This is a genomic window from Halomonas sp. BN3-1 (genome assembly GCF_003056325.1).
In the GTDB taxonomy this organism is placed as follows: domain Bacteria; phylum Pseudomonadota; class Gammaproteobacteria; order Pseudomonadales; family Halomonadaceae; genus Halomonas; species Halomonas litopenaei.
Window position 1 is genome coordinate 187,006 of the sequence record NZ_PYVV01000005.1, and the last position, 16,129, is coordinate 203,134.

Annotated in this window: 17 protein-coding genes; 10 read left to right on the plus strand and 7 right to left on the minus strand. The window is 66.4% G+C overall.

Annotation, left to right across the window (positions count from 1 at the left end; genetic code table 11):
• The first annotated feature begins 45 nt into the window (after positions 1-45).
• Positions 46-585, plus strand: coding sequence for a tripartite tricarboxylate transporter TctB family protein (locus tag C9F12_RS08965; protein ID WP_108448640.1), 540 nt, complete (start codon positions 46-48; stop codon positions 583-585).
• 3 nt (positions 586-588) lie between these two features.
• A complete protein-coding gene (locus C9F12_RS08970) occupies positions 589-2,103 on the plus strand; it encodes a tripartite tricarboxylate transporter permease (RefSeq protein ID WP_045993526.1) in 1,515 nt (504 codons plus the stop codon).
• A gap of 104 nt (positions 2,104-2,207) precedes the next feature.
• Here the strand turns inward: C9F12_RS08970 and hmpA are convergent, their stop codons facing one another.
• Positions 2,208-3,392, minus strand: a complete 1,185-nt coding sequence (hmpA, locus tag C9F12_RS08975) for an NO-inducible flavohemoprotein (RefSeq protein ID WP_108448641.1) — start codon at positions 3,390-3,392, stop codon at positions 2,208-2,210.
• Positions 3,393-3,881: 489 nt separating this feature from the next.
• Here hmpA and norR point away from each other — a divergent pair, with 489 nt between their 5' ends.
• The 8 genes from norR (at position 3,882) to C9F12_RS09015 (ending at position 12,480) form a co-directional block, all read left to right on the plus strand.
• Positions 3,882-5,471 (plus strand): nitric oxide reductase transcriptional regulator NorR, encoded by a 1,590-nt coding sequence (norR, locus tag C9F12_RS08980; protein WP_108448642.1) that lies wholly within the window; start codon positions 3,882-3,884, stop codon positions 5,469-5,471.
• Positions 5,472-5,657: 186 nt separating this feature from the next.
• Positions 5,658-6,842, plus strand: a complete 1,185-nt coding sequence (locus C9F12_RS08985) for an NnrS family protein (protein WP_108448643.1) — start codon at positions 5,658-5,660, stop codon at positions 6,840-6,842.
• A gap of 6 nt (positions 6,843-6,848) precedes the next feature.
• The gene (locus C9F12_RS08990; RefSeq protein ID WP_108448644.1) at positions 6,849-7,238 is read left to right on the plus strand and encodes a SirB2 family protein; all 390 of its coding nucleotides are present in this window, start codon (positions 6,849-6,851) and stop codon (positions 7,236-7,238) included.
• Between the two features lie 286 nt (positions 7,239-7,524).
• A complete protein-coding gene (locus C9F12_RS08995; RefSeq protein WP_045993522.1) occupies positions 7,525-7,977 on the plus strand; it encodes a cytochrome c in 453 nt (150 codons plus the stop codon).
• Between the two features lie 82 nt (positions 7,978-8,059).
• Complete coding sequence (locus tag C9F12_RS09000; protein WP_108132122.1) at positions 8,060-9,400, plus strand: cbb3-type cytochrome c oxidase subunit I; 1,341 nt, start codon at positions 8,060-8,062, stop codon at positions 9,398-9,400.
• Positions 9,401-9,452: 52 nt separating this feature from the next.
• Positions 9,453-10,280: a CbbQ/NirQ/NorQ/GpvN family protein gene (locus C9F12_RS09005; protein WP_108448720.1), complete on the plus strand. Its 828-nt coding sequence runs from the start codon at positions 9,453-9,455 to the stop codon at positions 10,278-10,280.
• Between the two features lie 8 nt (positions 10,281-10,288).
• Positions 10,289-12,274 (plus strand): VWA domain-containing protein, encoded by a 1,986-nt coding sequence (locus C9F12_RS09010; RefSeq protein WP_108448645.1) that lies wholly within the window; start codon positions 10,289-10,291, stop codon positions 12,272-12,274.
• A 5-nt stretch (positions 12,275-12,279) separates the two neighbouring features.
• Entirely contained in the window at positions 12,280-12,480 is a 201-nt protein-coding gene (locus tag C9F12_RS09015; protein ID WP_108132212.1) for a hypothetical protein, read from the plus strand.
• A 40-nt stretch (positions 12,481-12,520) separates the two neighbouring features.
• On the opposite strand, the gene C9F12_RS09020 is transcribed toward C9F12_RS09015, so the two are convergent.
• From C9F12_RS09020 to C9F12_RS22795, 6 genes are all read right to left on the minus strand, one after another.
• Positions 12,521-12,868 carry a hypothetical protein gene (locus C9F12_RS09020; RefSeq protein ID WP_108448646.1) on the minus strand — a complete coding sequence of 116 codons (348 nt, stop codon included), beginning with the start codon at positions 12,866-12,868 and terminating at the stop codon, positions 12,521-12,523.
• The gene (locus C9F12_RS09025) at positions 12,865-13,308 is read right to left on the minus strand and encodes a hypothetical protein (RefSeq protein ID WP_108448647.1); all 444 of its coding nucleotides are present in this window, start codon (positions 13,306-13,308) and stop codon (positions 12,865-12,867) included. Before C9F12_RS09025 ends, C9F12_RS09020 begins: the two co-directional genes overlap by 4 nt.
• A 5-nt stretch (positions 13,309-13,313) precedes the next feature.
• Positions 13,314-13,880 (minus strand): cytochrome c oxidase subunit 3, encoded by a 567-nt coding sequence (locus C9F12_RS09030; RefSeq protein WP_108448721.1) that lies wholly within the window; start codon positions 13,878-13,880, stop codon positions 13,314-13,316.
• Positions 13,881-13,963: 83 nt separating this feature from the next.
• Entirely contained in the window at positions 13,964-14,434 is a 471-nt protein-coding gene (locus C9F12_RS09035) for a hypothetical protein (protein WP_108448648.1), read from the minus strand.
• 16 nt (positions 14,435-14,450) lie between these two features.
• Positions 14,451-15,776 (minus strand): cytochrome D1 domain-containing protein, encoded by a 1,326-nt coding sequence (locus C9F12_RS09040; protein ID WP_108448649.1) that lies wholly within the window; start codon positions 15,774-15,776, stop codon positions 14,451-14,453.
• Positions 15,773-16,027 (minus strand): cytochrome c, encoded by a 255-nt coding sequence (locus tag C9F12_RS22795; protein WP_205254654.1) that lies wholly within the window; start codon positions 16,025-16,027, stop codon positions 15,773-15,775. The genes C9F12_RS09040 and C9F12_RS22795 overlap by 4 nt, the downstream gene beginning before the upstream one ends.
• Positions 16,028-16,129: the final 102 nt, after the last annotated feature.

A 16,129-nucleotide genomic window follows, 5' to 3' on the forward strand; every position in this document is an offset into this window, starting at 1 on the left:
CCCGCGCCGCCACCGCGGTGGCGGCTCTTTTCCGGAGGACTCCCGATGAAATCGCTCTCCCGCCTGGGGACCTGGCTGACGGGGCCGACAGGTGTCGTCGTCTGCCTGTTGGCCCTGACCCTGATCTATCTGCTCGAGGCGTTCAAGATCGCGCCGCCCATCAAGAACGGGGCCCTGACCGCCTCCTTCTTCCCGGTAGCGCTCGCCGTGGTCATGCTGCTGGCGCTGGGTGGCGTGATCCTCGCCGATCGACGCGAGGCGGCCAGTGGCGAGGCAGGTGATGAGGCCGGCGCCGGGGAAAGCGACGAGGGCGGCGACAACCGTGGCGATGCAAAGGTGGCGGCGTGGCGGGGGCCGGTGGCGGTCACCCTGCTCACCGCCGTCTATATCGCCCTGTTTGCCCACCTTGGCTACTTCATCGCCACCTTCCTCTACGCCTTCAGCATGACGCTGGCCTTCGCCACCGGGCGGCCCTCGCCGCAGGCGCTGGCGTTCAAGGCGCTGGTGGCCGGCGTGATCACCCTGCTGGGATACGGGCTCTTCGAGCTGGTGTTCCAGGTTCGCCTGCCGACGCCCTGGATCTGACCCATGGACTATCTGATCGAACTCTCCAAGGGCCTTGCCGTGCTGATGCAGCCCGACATCCTGCCCTACCTGATCGGCGGCTACCTGATCGGCACCTTCTTTGGCGCCGTGCCGGGGCTTACCTCGATGCTGGCCATCGCCCTGCTGTTGCCGTTGACCTACAGCCTCGACATCACCGCGGCGCTGGTCGCCTGCGCCGCCATCTTCATGGCCGGCATGTGCAGTGGCAGCATCACCGCCACCACCATCAATATTCCCGGTGCCCCGGCCTCGATGATGACCGCCATCGAGGGCTACCCCATGCAGCAGCGGGGCGAGGGCGCCAAGGCGCTTGGCCACGCAGCCCTGGCGTCGATGATCGGCGGTGCCCTGGGCGCCATCATGCTGATGGTGATGGCGCCGCTGGCCACCGAGGCGGCGCTGCTGATTCGCACGCCGGGCAAGTTCTCGCTGATCGCCTTCGCCCTGATCGTGATCGTCATCTCCCAGCGTGGGGCCATCTCCAAGGGCCTGGTCGCCACCACCCTGGGGGTGATGGTGGCCACCGTCGGTATCGACGTGATGCAGCCGGTCACCCGCTTCACCTTCGGCACCGGCGTGCTGATGCAGGGCATCGACATCATGCCGCTGGTCATCGGCGCCTTCGCCGTCAGTGAGCTGCTGGTGCAGTCACAGAACCGCGCCTCGCGCACCGTCGAGGTCGACGCCATCAAGGCCAGCGTCATTCGCCGTCGGGACTTTATTCCGCCCTGGCACGAGGTGCGTGAAATCGGCGTCTATCGCTACGTCAAGACCGCCATCATCGGCTACAGCGTCGGCGTGCTGCCGGGCGCCGGAGGCTCCATGGCGGCCTTTGTCGCCTACGCCGAGTCCATGCGCAGCTCACGCCACCCGGAGAAGTACGGCAAGGGGTCGGTGGAGGGCATCGCGGCGGCGGAGGGCGCCAACAACGCCATGTGCAGCGGCGCCTTCGTGCCGATGCTGTCCTTCGGCATTCCCGGCGATCCCACCACCGCCATCGTGCTGGGCGTGCTGGTGATCAACGGCCTGCAGCCCGGGCCGCAGTTCCTCGACAGCCAGCTTGCGCTGGTGGCACCGATGTTCATGGCACTGCTGGTGGCGGCCCTGGTGATGGTGCCGCTGACGCTCTACGTGCTGGGGCCCTGGTTCGTGCGCATCGTCTCGATCCGCCGCGATGTGCTCTACGCCAGCATCGCGGTGATCGCGCTGGTCGGCTGCTACGTGGCTACCTACTCGATCTTCCAGATGGGACTGGCGCTGGTGTTCGGGGTGCTCGCCTTCCTGCTGCGGCGTCAGGGCTATCCGGTGGCCTGCCTGCTGCTCGGCTTCGTGCTCGGCCCGAGCCTGGAGGAATACTGCCGACGCTCGCTGTCGCTGTCCGACGGCAACCCGCTGATCTTCCTCACCAGTCCCGACAGCCTGTTCTTCCTGGCGCTGACCGGGGTGTTCTACTACTTCATGGTGGTGAGAAAGCCCGAGGCGCGACAGCACGCCTGATGTCCTGGCCAGTGAGCGACCGCCGCAAGACACGACAAGGCCGCGCCCTCGGGCGCGGCCTTGTCGTGGTGGGTTGAGTGGAACGCGACGGTCAGACGCGCTTGTCAGGCGACGCTCTTGCTATGGTCGAGCGGACGCGAGGGGCCGAAGTGCTCGTAGTGACGGCGCTGCTCGGGGATACCCAGTTCTGCCAGATGGCTGTCGATGGCGCTCATGAAGGGCGGCGGGCCGACGAAGTAGCACTGGGCGTCGCCGCCGGGCAGCAGGCGGGCCAGCAGCTCACGCTCGAGGCGGCCCTTGATGTCGCCGCCGTCGCCTTCCTCGTAGGCGCAGACCCGGGTCAGCAGTTGCGGATAGTCTCGGGCAAGGGCCTCGACCTCGCCACGGAAGGCGTGGTGGTCGATGTTCCGGGCAGCGTGGACGTAGCAGACCCGGCGTCCCTGGGCCAGGGCCTGGCGCGCCAGCGGCAGCATCGGTGTCTGGCCGACACCGCCGCTGATCAGCATCACCGGCGCGTTGCCATCGTCCAGGGTCAGCTCACCGGCGGGGGGCAGCAGTTCCAGGGTGTCGCCGACGCGCATCTGCTGGTGCAGGAAGTTGCTGACCAGACCGCCCGGCTCCTGTTTCACCGAGATGCGATAGCTACGGCCGTTGGGGCTGCCGGACAGGCTGTAGTGGCGATGCACGATTGCCTCGTCCACCGCCAGACGCAGGCCGATGTACTGGCCGGGCTCGGCGTCGGCCACCGGCTGGCCGTCGACCGGCTCCAGGGTGAAGGAGCGAATCACCTCGCACTCGCGCTGGATCTGGGCGACACGGAACTCGCGCAGTCCACGCCAGCCGCCGGGGCGATCGGCGAAGGCCTGGTAGCGCTCGGCTTCGGCAGCGATCAACAGCGCGGCCAGGTCGTTGTACAGGGCCGCCCAGGCGTCGGCGATCTCCGGCGTCACCACCTCGCCCAGCACCTCGCCGATGGCGGCCATCAGGCATTCGCCGACGATGGGGTACTGCTCGGGCTGGATGCCCAGCGAGACGTGCTTGCTGATCACCGTCTGCATCGAGTCGATGACCTCCTGGGGCTGGCGGCGCAGGCCGACATAGGCCAGCACCCCTCGCGCCAGCGCCTTCGGCTGGCCACCGTCGGCCTGGTGGGCCTGGTTGAACACCGCCTTGACCTCCGGGTAGCGCTCGAACATCAGCGGATAGAAACGGGCGGTGATGGCGTCCAGATGTTCGGCGACCAGAGGGGCGGTGGCATCGATGATGGCGTCTTGGGCAGCGGTGGTCATGGCGTCTCCTGTCAGGGATATGGCGCAGCGCGCTCCCACTGTGGCAAAAAACCTTCACCGCGTCGGAGGCCTGGCTCGTTTGGGCCTACTTTTTCTCTACAGCTTGTGAACAGAGCATCGGTTGATATGCCTCGACACCTTCGGTGCTTCCACGGGGTCGGGGCGTATCGCTCGTCGACTTTCTTTACCCTGTATGGAGCAAGCGATATGCCGCTTCGCTTGAGGTGCGCCAACTTGCCACAGTGCGGGTGACCCAGAGTGGGTAATGAGCGGGCAGTGTGGATCCACAGGGCGCGTGTCGAGAGCGCTGGTCACGCTACCCGGCTCCCTTTTTCTGGCCCGGTTCCCGGCCACGTTTCCGACCCGATTCTGTCCCGGTATTCGCCCAGGACAGCGGTACCTCTTGTGAACGAGATCGAGGTTGCATGTCGATCTGACACTACAAGTGCTATCGTTTTGACACTATTGATAGTCAAAAGGACATTCGAGGTGGTCAGCTTTCTACGACGCCTGCGTGCCCTGCTGCAGCGCCTGGGCGATGAGCAGGGCCCCGAGCTCGCCGAGGCCTGGCAGGGCGTGCTCGAATCACTGGTGGCCCCCACCGCGGCGGATGCCAGCGCGCTGCTGGTGGCGCAGGGCTCCGGTCTCAGGCCGGTGGCCACCATCGGCCTGCCCGAGGGCTTGGCCGGCAGGACCTTCGCCTTGAGCGAGCATCCTCGCCTCGCCGCCATCGCCGAGGCGCCGGGGGTCTGCCGCTTTGCCGCGGACTCGCCCCTTCCAGATCCCTACGACGGGCTGCTGGATGACGGTCTTAGCCCTGTCCATGACTGTCTGGGGGTGGCGTTGCGCGACGGCGATGAGCTGATCGGCATGGTCACCCTTGACGCCCTGACCCCGGGGGCGCTGGCCGAGCTGGACGATCAGGGCCTGCTGGCGGCGGCCGAGTTGCTGGGCACCTGCCTGCGGCTGTCCCGGCGTCTGGACGGCGCCCGCCTGCAGCTCGCCCTGCAGCGCGATGACCACGGCCAGTTGCCGCGTCGGCTGACCGGCTGGCGCAGTGGCGCCATGCGCAAGCTGATGGCCTCGGTGGAACTGGTCGCCGCCACCGACATGAGCGTGCTGGTGCTGGGCGAGACCGGCGTCGGCAAGGAGCGCATCGCCCATGCCCTCCATCACGGCTCGCGACGTGCCGATGGGCCACTGGTGGTGGTGAACTGCGCCGCGCTGCCAGCCTCGTTGATCGAGAGCGCCCTGTTCGGCCATCGGCGCGGGGCGTTTTCCGGGGCAACCAGCGACCATCGCGGGCACTTCCAGATGGCCGACGGCGGCACCCTGGTGCTGGACGAGGTGGGGGAGCTGCCGCTGGAGCTGCAGCCGAAGCTGCTGCGGGTGCTGCAGGAAGGCGAGGTCCAGCCGCTGGGCAGCGATCGGCTTCAGCATGTCGACGTTCGGGTGGTCGCGGTGACCAACCGGGATCTTGCCCTGGAGGTCGCCCAGGGGCGCTTTCGCGAGGATCTCTATCATCGGCTCAGCGCCTTTCCGCTGGAGGTACCCCCGCTGCGCCAGCGTCCCGAGGACCTGGCGCTGCTGGTCGGACACTTCCTGGAGCAGAACCGGGTGCGTCTCGGCGTCGGCAACCTGCGCCTGAGCGAGGCCGCGCGGGTGTCGCTGGCGGCCTGGCACTGGCCCGGCAACGTACGTGAGCTGGAGTCACTGCTGGCACGTGCCTCGCTGTTGGCATTGGCCTCGGTGGACGTGCTCGGGACGCCCGATGCTCGCCGCCGTAGCGTACGCATCGAGGTCGACCACCTGGGGCTGGCGCCGGCGACAGCCCGGGTAACTGGCGCGCCCGCTGCGCAAGGCGACACGTCTCGAAGCGCCGTGTCGCCGGCCGATCGGCCAGCGGGCGAGGCGCTGGATCGAGAGCCCTCGCTGCGGGAGGCCACCGAGGCCTTTCAGCGCGAGCGCATCCGGCAGGCCCTGGACACTGAAGGCAACTGGGCTGGGGCGGCTCGCCGGCTGGGGCTGGACCCCGGCAATCTGCATCGCCTGGCGCGGCGGCTAGGACTAAAGGCCTGATTCTGGCCTGGTCATCGCCAAGGGCGTGCGAGGCTGTCGCGGGGTTGGGGCTGGGGTGGGAGATGGAGGGCTTGCCAGCGTGAGTCAGGTTTGCGGCATCGGCAGTGCCTTTGATGTGCATCATGGTGATGTTGTCCAAAGCGGGCCAGACTTCACAAGACCAAGTGAATTACTCAGGTACTCGCCATGTCATCCGTCGCCGCTCGTCTGCCTCTTGCGCGCCTCGCCTTTCGTCCCTTCTTCCTGCTGGCGGCGGCCTTCAGCGTGGTGGCCCTGCTGGTGTGGCTCGCTTTCTGGCACGGCATCTTCGTGCTGTCGCCCCGGGCGGGCATGTTGTGGTGGCACCAGCACGAGATGCTGTTCGGCGTGGTGGGCGCGGTGGTGTCAGGGTTTCTGCTGACCGCAGTGCAGACCTGGACCGGCCTCAGGGGGCTGCATGGCGCCCCGCTGCTGGGGCTCGTCGCACTGTGGCTGGGGGCTCGGCTGGGGCTGGCCTTTCCCGTCTTGCCACAGGCGCTGGTGATGGCCCTGGACGTCGGCTTTCTGCTGATCGTCTGCGCCGTGATGGCGGTGATGGTGATCCGGGCGAAGCGCTGGCGCAACCTGATCTTCGTGCCGGTGCTGGCGATCCTCGCCGGTGCCAACCTGGGCAGCCATCTGGGCGTGCTCCAGGGTGACCCTGAGCTGGTGCGCCAGTCGTCCTACCTGGCGGTGCTGCTGGTAACGCTGATCATGGGGGTGCTGGGCGGTCGGGTGATCCCGATGTTCACCGCCAACCGGCTGGGCCTGAAGCGCCGCCCGGCGCTGCCCTGGCTCGAGGGGCTGGCGCTCGGCAGCCTGGCGCTGGCGGTGGTGCTGCAGCTTGCACGCACCCTGGGTGGCGGTCTGCCCGACAGCGTACTGGCGCTGGCGCTGCTGGTGGCGGCGCTGGCCCACCCGCTGCGCCTGATACGCTGGCAAGGCCGCGCCACCGGACGTGAACCCCTGCTGTGGAGCCTTCACCTGAGCTACGCCTTCGTGCCGCTGGGGCTTTTGCTGTGGGCCCTGGGGCTGTGGGGCGTCGGCCGGGCAGAGCTGGGTGTCCACGCCATCACCGTGGGTGCCATGGGCACCATGATGCTGTCGATGATGTCGCGGGTGTCGCTGGGCCATACCGGCCGCCCCATGTGCTGCCTGCCGGGCATCGGCGTGGCTCTGGGCCTGCTGGTGGCGGCGGGACTGTCGCGCTCGCTGGTGCTGGCGCTGTGGCCCTCGGTCACCCACTGGGTCTACAGCCTGAGCATCCTCCTGTGGTGTCTCGGCTACGCCATCTTTCTGGCCCACTACGTGCCGATTCTCGGCAGTCCGCGTGTCGACGGTCAGGACGGCTAGGCTCAGATGTTACCGCTCTACCTCACCCTCAAGTCCCTGCATGTGTCGCTGGCGCTGGTCAGCGGTGCCCTCTTCGCCCTGCGCGCCCTGTGGTCGGTGACTGAGTCGCCCTGGCTCGAACGCTCCTGGGTGCGTGTCCTTCCCCATCTGCTCGACACCCTGCTGCTGGCGGCGGGGCTGTCGCTGATGGTGCTCACCGCCCAGTGGCCTCACCAGACGCCATGGCTTGCCGCCAAGCTGACCGCCCTGCTGGCCTACATCGGCTTCGGCAGTCTGGCGCTTCGACGAGGTGCCAGCGTCCGAACGCGGGCGCTGTCGGCCTGCCTGGCGCTGCTGATCTTCGTCTATATGCTTGGCGCCGCACACCGACACAGCGTCCTGTCCTGGCTGGGATAGCCTCTTTATTGCAATGCATTGATTTACCTCAATGGCGTTGATTTTTTCTCCTGACAGCGGCGACATTGTCGTCATCTTGTCTCGTCAATTTCATCGTTTATCGCCGACAGTCCCGGCGAATGTTTAAGTGGTTGATGGGGCGAATCAATCAAGAATTTTGGTGATGCATGTCATATTCCGAGTGTTTAACTCAGGTATAGAAGAGCGCTCCTCAATACAATGGTCAATGGGGCCAGGGAGGTCTGACTCTCCGGCACCATGGGCCAAACAATGAGGAGACGTGGTCATGGCCGAGGGTCTGACAAAATCCGCAGCACGCAACATCTTCTACGGGGGCTCACTGTTCTTTTTCCTGATCTTTGTAGCGCTGACTGCTCACAGTCACTGGTACATCGTGACGGAGTCCACCAGCGCACTTCCGCTGACCGATTCGGTACGCGAAGGCAAGCATGTGTGGGAAAAGAACATGTGTATCAACTGTCACAGCATCATGGGTGAGGGGGCCTATTTTGCGCCTGAACTGTCCAATGTCTGGACCCGCTATCACGGGCGCGAAAATCCCGAGGCGGCAAGGGCGGGACTGGCGGCCTGGATGCGCGCTCAGCCGCTGGCCGTACCAGGGCGGCGCAAGATGCCGCAGTTCGATCTGAGCGACGAGGAAATGACCTCGCTGATCGATTTCCTCGAGTGGACCGACGCTATCGATGATCAGAACTGGCCGCCCCACGTATCGGGATAGGTCGGTGGGTTCGCGTGACATATCGACAAGATCGCAATGGCGTACCCGTCGCGTGAGGGGAAACCGTGGAGGAACATGAAAAATGAAATATGAAACACAGAAGGTGGCCTACGCCTTCTTCCTGGTGGCGATGGGGCTTTTTGCCCTTCAGCTGGTGTTTGGCATCATGGCTGCGCTGGTCTACGTCTTTCCAGACTTCCTGGCCCAGTTGATGCCTTTCAACATTATCCGCGTCAGCCATACCAATCTGCTGATCGTGTGGCTATTGATCGGCTTCATGGGCTGCACCTACTACCTGATGCCGGAAGAGGCCGAACGGGAGATTCATAGCCCGATGCTGGCCTACCTGCAGCTGGGCATCTTTGTGGTGGCCGGGGTCGCCGCCTTGGTGTGCTATCAGCTTGGCATCCACGAGGGACGTGAATTCCTCGAGCAGCCCTTCTTCGTCAAGGTGCTGATCACGGTGTCCTTCCTGATCTTCCTCTACAACACCAGCATGACCCTGCTCAAGGGCCGCAAGACCACCATCAACCTGGTGCTGATGCTGGGCCTGTGGCTGGCGGCGGTATTCTGGCTGTTCGCCTTCTACAACCCCGGCAACCTGGCGGTAGACAAGGTCTACTGGTGGTGGGTCGTTCACCTCTGGGTGGAAGGCGTGTGGGAGCTGATCATGGCGTCGCTGCTCGGCTATCTGCTGATCAAGATGTCCGGCGTCGACCGCGAAGTGATCGAGAAGTGGCTCTACGTCATCGTCGGCCTGTCGCTGTTCTCCGGGCTGCTGGGCACCGGCCACCACTACTACTGGATCGGTACGCCGGGCTACTGGCAGGCCATCGGCAGCATCTTCTCTACCCTTGAGGTGATTCCGTTCTTCGCCATGGTGGTGTTCGCCTTCGTGATGTTCTGGAAGGGGTCGCGCAACCACCCCAACAAGGCCGCGATGCTGTGGACCATGGGCTGCCCGACGGTCGCCTTCTTCGGCGCCGGCGTGTGGGGCTTCATGCACACCCTGTCGTTCATCAACTACTACTCCCACGGCACCCAGGTCACCGCCGCCCATGGCCACCTGGCGTTCTACGGCGCCTACGTGATGCTGATCCTCGGCGTGATCACCTACGCCATGCCGCAGCTGCGTCGGAGCCAGCCGTTCAACCAGGTGCTCAACATGTGGGGCTTCTGGATCCTGACCTCGGCCATGTGCTTCATGACCTTCACCCTGACCTTCGCCGGTGCGGTGCAGACCCATCTGCAGCGGGTGCTGGGGATGAACTACATGGAGGTGCAGGACCAGCTCGGCCTGTTCTACACCATGCGTCTGGGCACCGGCATCGCGGTGACGGTGGGCGCGGTGCTGCTGCTCTACGCGCTGTTCGGTCCGGCCCGTCGGTCGGCCTCTGGCCAGCCGGCGATGTCCGCCAGCTGAACCCGATCGAGGCCGCCGTCAGGCGGCCTCGATGGTCTCGAGGACCCTGTTCATGACCCAAGCAACCCTGTCTCGGTGCGCCTTGCACCAGGACCCTGTGCGTGACGACATCCCCTTCTACCAGCCGACCGGCCAGGAGGTCGCGCTGTTCGAGCACGCCTACCGCCAGCGTCTGCCGCTGCTGCTGAAGGGGCCGACGGGCTGCGGCAAGACCCGTTTCGTGCGCCATATGGCGGCACGTCTCGGGCTGCCGTTGCACACCGTGGCCTGCCACGACGACCTGACCGCCTCCGATCTGACCGGACGCTATCTGTTGAAGGGCGGTGATACCGCCTGGTCCGACGGCCCCCTGACCCGGGCCGTGCGCGAAGGCGGCATCTGCTACCTCGACGAAGTGGTGGAGGCGCGCAAGGACGTGACCGTGGTGCTGCACCCGCTGACCGACGATCGCCGTCTGCTGCCGCTGGAACGTACCGGCGAGCGACTCGAAGCGCCGGACGACTTCATGCTGGTGGTGTCCTACAACCCTGGCTATCAGCACATTCTCAAGACCTTGAAACCGAGCACCCGCCAGCGCTTCGTGGCGATCTCGCTGGACTTCCCCGATGCCGACACAGAGGTCGACATCGTCGCCCATGAAAGCGGCCTTTCGCGTGGGCGCTGCGAGGCCCTGGTCAACCTGGCGGCACGCCTGCGGGCGATGAAGGGCCAGGACCTGGAAGAGGGGGTGTCCACTCGCCTGCTGATCTACTGCGCCAGCCTGATCCAGGCCGGCATGCCGGTGCTCGACGCCGCCCGGGCGGCCCTGCTCGAGCCTCTCAGTGACGATCCCGACGTGCTCAAGGGCATCGAGGACGTCGTTACCGCCACCTTCGGATAGCCACCACCATGCTGGAGTTTCTCGAGGTCGAGGAGTTCGTCGGGCGTCACTGGCACCGCTGGGCGTCACGTGCCGCCAGTTATCCTGAATATCCCGAGGCGGCGGTGACCCTCGAGGAGGTGTCGCGCTCGCTGGGGGTGCTGTTTCGCGCCAGCGGCGGAGACCCCGGCGTCACCCTGGATGCGATCGGCAAGCGCGCCTCGCGCCATCGCCTGTCACTGCGTCAGCGCCTGGGCTTCGACGAGGAGGCGCTGGAGGTCTCGCGGCGTGACGACGAGCACCTGCTGCTGCCGCAGCGACTGGCGCTGCTGCCTGAGGTTGAGCTCAATCGCGATCTATATCGCTGGCTGGCCATGTCGCTGGCTGAGCGCCGTCCCGTGGCGCGCTGCGACGATCCGCTCGAACAGGATCTGGTGCGCCTGGCCGAGGCCCGGCGCTCAACCGAGGTGACGCTTGCGCGCTATCCCGGCTTCGTTCGGCGCCATGCCCGGCTGTGCCAGGCGCTGCTCGCCGTGCGTCCTCGGCGCCGCGGCCTGCCTCCGCAAGAAGCTGCGGTCGAGACACTGGTCCGGCGCCTGCTGGGCGACGACCGATCCTTCGATAGCGAGGCCCAGACGCAAGACAGTCCCGAAGGCGACGCGCGCCAGTGGTGGTCCTGGCTGCAGGCGGCGGATGGCCAAGGGCGCCCGACGGTGCGCGCGCCACGGGGGTATCGGCCCTTTCTGCCGGTGCCGCTATGGGGCGAGGCGTCGACGCTCGAGTGCGTCTCGAGGTCGACCGACGAGGAAGACGAGGACGAAGAGAAGGCTCCGCCCCAGGCCGCCGAGGTGGAAGGTGCCCGGCGCAAGGCCGAGCGCCGCTATCAGGATCAGGCCGAGCGAGACGACCCGCTGATGCTCAATGCCTCGGAAAAGATGCTGTCCTGGGCGGAGATGGTCAACGTCAACCGCCATCTGGATGACGAGGAGGAAGACGCCGCGCGTGAGGCGGCCGACCAGATCGACGAGATCACCTTGAGCCGTAACCGGCGACGGGCCGCCTCACGCCTGAAGATGTCGCTGGACCTGGCGCCCGACGCCGCCTGTGGCGAGTCGCTGGCCGCTGGTTCCAGCGTCGAGCACCTCTATCCTGAGTGGAACTACCGCAAGGGCCGGCTGTCGCCGGCCCACTGCCGGGTGATCGCCGAACCTGCCATCGAGGAGGGCGAGCCCTGGCAGGGCGACGAGGCGGCCACACGGCGGGTACGCCGGGTACGCCGCCAGTTCGAGGCCCTGCGGCCTCGGCGAGAGTGGTTGCGGGGCCAGGCGGACGGTGACGAGCTGGACCTGGATGCCCTGGTCCGCAGTCGCTGCGACCTGGCCGCCGGCGGTCAGGCCAGCGACCGCCTGTTCGTCGACGCCAGGCCCCAGGGGCGTGATCTGGCGGTGTCCATCCTGATCGACGTGTCGCTGTCCACCGATGCCTGGCTGGAAAGTCGCCGCGTGCTCGACGTGGCCCAGGAAGCGTTGATGGTACTGGGCCACGGCATCGCCGGCTGCGGTGACGACGTCAGCATCCACAGCTTTACCTCCCAGCGTCGGCATCGGGTCTGGGTCAGGCAGTTGAAGGCCTTTGACGAGGCCATGGGCGAGCGGGTGGAACGACGCATTTCGGCGCTGACGCCGGGGCATTACACCCGCATGGGACCGGCCATTCGCCACCTGGCCAGGGAGCTGGTCCAACACCCCAGAAGACATCGGCTGCTACTGGTGCTGACCGACGGCAAACCCAACGACACCGACTACTACGAGGGGCGCTACGCCATCGAGGACACCCGCCACGCGGTGCGCGAGGCGGCGCGAGAAGACGTGCGGGTATTCGGGGTGACCATCGATCGCGAGGCCAGTCGCTATCTTGGCCGCATCTTCGGTCGAGGGGGCTACGCTATCGTGCCGCGCCCGGAGCATCTCGCCCTGGCGCTGCCGGGCATCTACCGACAGCTGGTGGCCCAATGAAGGTCATGTCTTCGTCACAGACTCGCTGGCGCCAGCGGCTGGCGCTGGCCACCGCCGGTCTGGCGGCGCTGATACTGTTCACGCCGCTGGCCTGGCTGATCCATCACCGTGACTGGGGCATCGTGCTGATGGCGCTGGTGCCCCTTGCGGTCTGGCTTACCCTGCGGCTCTGGCGCCGGCTCGAACGCTGGGCGCTGCGGGGCTGAGTGGTCGGTTGCTCGCCGTTGGCCGTCAGTCGCTAGTAGCTCAGCGCACCAGGTCGTTGATGCCGGTGATCTCGTAGCAGAAACGGGCGCTGCCGGTGCGGTAGGTGTCAGTGCGATACACGCGCTGGCCAAGCGCCACGGCGGGGGATGAGAAGTTCAGCGCACTCTCGGTGCAGTCACCGTAGCCCCAGCGAATCTGGTAGTGGTCGCCGCTCGCTCGATCCAGCACGAAGGGGTAGGTCACCAGTTCCTCTTCCGCGCGGTCGCGGGCGAAGCCGTAGACCTGAGTCGAGGTCAGGTCGCCTCGGTCGTTGACCACCGCCACCAGGCGAATGGTCTCGCCGGGGTCTTCCTCGAAGGTCATGTCGATTTCCACGGCCTTGTTCATCTGGGCTCCTGTGCCTGTCGTTCGTTGTGTCGTTCGTTGTGTCGTTCGAAGTGTCGTTCAGTGTGTCTATCGCTGCGTCGATCAGTGGTGTTATTCGTTGTCGTGCTGTGGATCGAGACCGGGATGGCGGTCGCATCGGAGGTCGCACCAGGAGCCTCGATCCAGCGAGGCAGCAGTCCAGCAGCCGCCAGCCCAAGCCCCATCGCCCCGACCAGTACCAAGAGTCCCCCTCGCCAGGAGGCAGGGGCAATACGCAGGTTGAGGTAGATGGAGAGAATCTGTTGCGCCTTGACCAGGCTGGCAACGAGCACCAGCGCCAGGGCCCAGAGCGCCAGCGGGCCGCGATGCAGTGCGCCGCTGGCCATGGCGATGAGGGTCATGCCCATCAACAGGGCCCAGGTGCGCCACAGGCGTCTGCGCTGAGTATCCGTGTCATGCATTGTCGTCACCGCACCAGATAGAGCAGGGGATACAGCAGTACCCAGATCAGATCGACCATGTGCCAGAAAGCGCAGACGGTCTCCACGGTGTCCGCTCGCGGGCGCCATATCGCGACGCCCAGCAGGCACAGGCCAAAGATGACGTGGGCGGCGTGAAAGCCGGTCAGGCCGATGTAGAAAGTGAAGAAGTTGCCGCTGTCCGGCAGTGGGCCGGTGAAGAACTCGAGGTGATACTCGACGGCCTTGATCAGACAGAAGGCCATGCCCAGCACCGCGGCCAGCGCCAGCCACTGGCGTATCCGGCGCTCGCGCAGGGCGTGGGGTGGACACTGGGACTGCGTGACCGCCATCGCCGCGGCAAGGCCACTGGTCAGCAGCACCAGGGTATTGAGGCCGCCAATCAGCGGCTCGAGATGGCGCTGCCCGGCGAGAAAACCCTCGGGGTCGAGTACCCGCTGCCAGGCAAAGACGCCAAAGAAGGCGGCAAACACCAGCAGTTCACTGATGATCAGCACCCAGATCAGCGGGTTGCCCGGCAGGCCCGACAGCGGCCCCCAGCCAGGATTGGGCAAGCCAGAGCCCGGAACGCCAGAACCCTGAAAACCAGAGCCCTGAGAACCAGAGCCCGGCAGCTCGCAAGCGCCGCGATCGAGGTTCACCGGTCGCTGTCCGTAAAGCGCACACGGCAGCCACCCAGCAGCGGGGACAGGGGGCGCGGGACGGGCAAGTGGTGCAACAGCCGGCGGATACCCAGGGCGCAGCGTCCCACCATCCAGATGAGCGCCAGGGTGAAGCCCAGATAGCCGTAGGCCCAGCCGGTAAGGCCCGGCAGGTTGATGTGGCCGATCAGCCCCCACAGGCCAAGGCCGATCGCCCCGGCCAGCACGCCGTACCAGAAGGTCGCAAGTTGAAAGCGCAGGTGGCTTACCAGCACCGCATCGGAGGGTCTTCTGATGGCCAGCCAAAGGTGAGCGACGAGTGCGCTGACGGGGGCGGTCACCACCGCCATGACGCTGCCCAGCATCAGGGCGTAGAGCAGCAGCACCTTGCGCTGCCCGGAAGGCGTCGTGACGACGGTGGTCTGTTGTGATTGCGACTGGCGAGTTTCCAGCGAAGCAGGGTGCATGGCGTTCTCCCGCGGCCTACAGGCCGATGCGATGGGCTCGATCGGTGAAGAAGATGCCACTGGGCGACTCGGCCTCCAGGGTCGCCAGGCGCTCGAAGGTGGCGGTGTCATAGACCACCACCTGGTCGGAGTCCCGCGCCGAGATCCAGACCTCCTCGCCGCGCGGGCTGAACTCCATGTGCAGTACCGCCTGGCCTGGGGTCAGGGTGCGGATGATCTCGCCGCTTTCACTGTCGATGACCTGGACCACATCGTTGTCGGGGTGGGCGAAGTTGACCCACAGCTGGCGCTGGTCCGGCCGGCTCATCACGAACACCGGCTGCCCGTGCATCGCAATCCGTCGCCCCAGGCGCCAGTCGTCGAGGTTCGCCATCAGCACCTCGTGGCGACCCACCGCCGGCCACCAGGCGTGGTCGTTGGCGATGGTCCAGCCCTCCAGGTGGGGCATCTTGTACACCGGCAGCTTGTCGTCGCCCTGGCGATAGCCGGACAGGACCGGCTCGACGCCTTTCTCCGGGTGCCACAGATCCAGGCGCGCCAGGTGGTCCTCGCCGAACAGGCCGGCCACGTAGAAGCGCCCGATGGGATCGATCAGGGCGTCATAGGGCTTCTCGCCGATATCGGAGAAGCGGGTGATGGCGGGAAGCTTGCTGGCACCTTGTTCGTCCGCGATGAGCGTCGAGGCGTCGAGCACCTGGATCTCATCGGCGTCCCACAGGCTGTAGACGAAGCGGTTGCCCGGGGCGTCGACCAGGCCGACCACCTTGGACAGCGCCTGACTGCCGTCATCCCGGGTGTAGCGCGCCGGTACCTCGGCCAACAGCTCAAGGCTATCGGCGTCGAACAGCTTCACGCCGCCCGGCTCGTAGTTGGCCACCGCGATGATGCGGCCGTCCTGGGAGATGGCCCCGCCGATGCTGTTGCCGGACTGCAGCACCCTGGCGTCGATGGTGGCGCAGACCAGATCCACCTTGGTCAGACCGCCGTCGCGGCCGAACACATAGGCGAAGCGCTCGTCGCTGGAGAACTTCACCGAAGCGTGGGACAGATCACCCAGCCCCTCGACACGAGTGATCACGCGATGCTGGCGGCGGTCGACCAGAGCCAGGCGGCCATCGGCGCGTTCGACCACGACCCCGAGTCCGCCGGTGGCGAGGTTGGCGCAGCTGGCCTCCGGCGTGCCGGCGTCGGTGCTGTGGGCAACGGCGGCTGAGCCGTGCGGGCTCTGGCCCCAGGCGATCAGGCCGCAGGCCAGTGCCAGGCCAAGCACGAAGCCAGGGGCGTGAAAGCGCCGAAGACCCTTGGCGGCGGGGGGATGGGGCAATGCAGGACGGTGCCTCATGGGAGCTCCTGAGCGTCGGTGTGCTTGAGCGTCTCGGCGATCCAGCGGGCCTCTTCGGCGCTCAGCAGATCGCGCCAGGGCGGCATGGCGGTGCCGGGCAGGCCTTCGAGGATGATGGTGGTCAGGGTGTCGACGTCGTAGACCGCCAGTTGCTCCTGGGTGAGTGCCGGTCCCAGGCCACCCTTGAGGGTCATGCCGTGACAGGAACCGCAGTCCTGAAGGAGCAGGTTGCCGAGCGCCTCCGGGTCCACTGCTGCGCCGTTCGAACCTGTCGCTGAAGCGCTGGTCGTTTGCGTCGCCGAGGCGCTGGTCTTGTGTGTCGCCGAGGCGCTGGTCTTGTGTGTCGCCGAGGC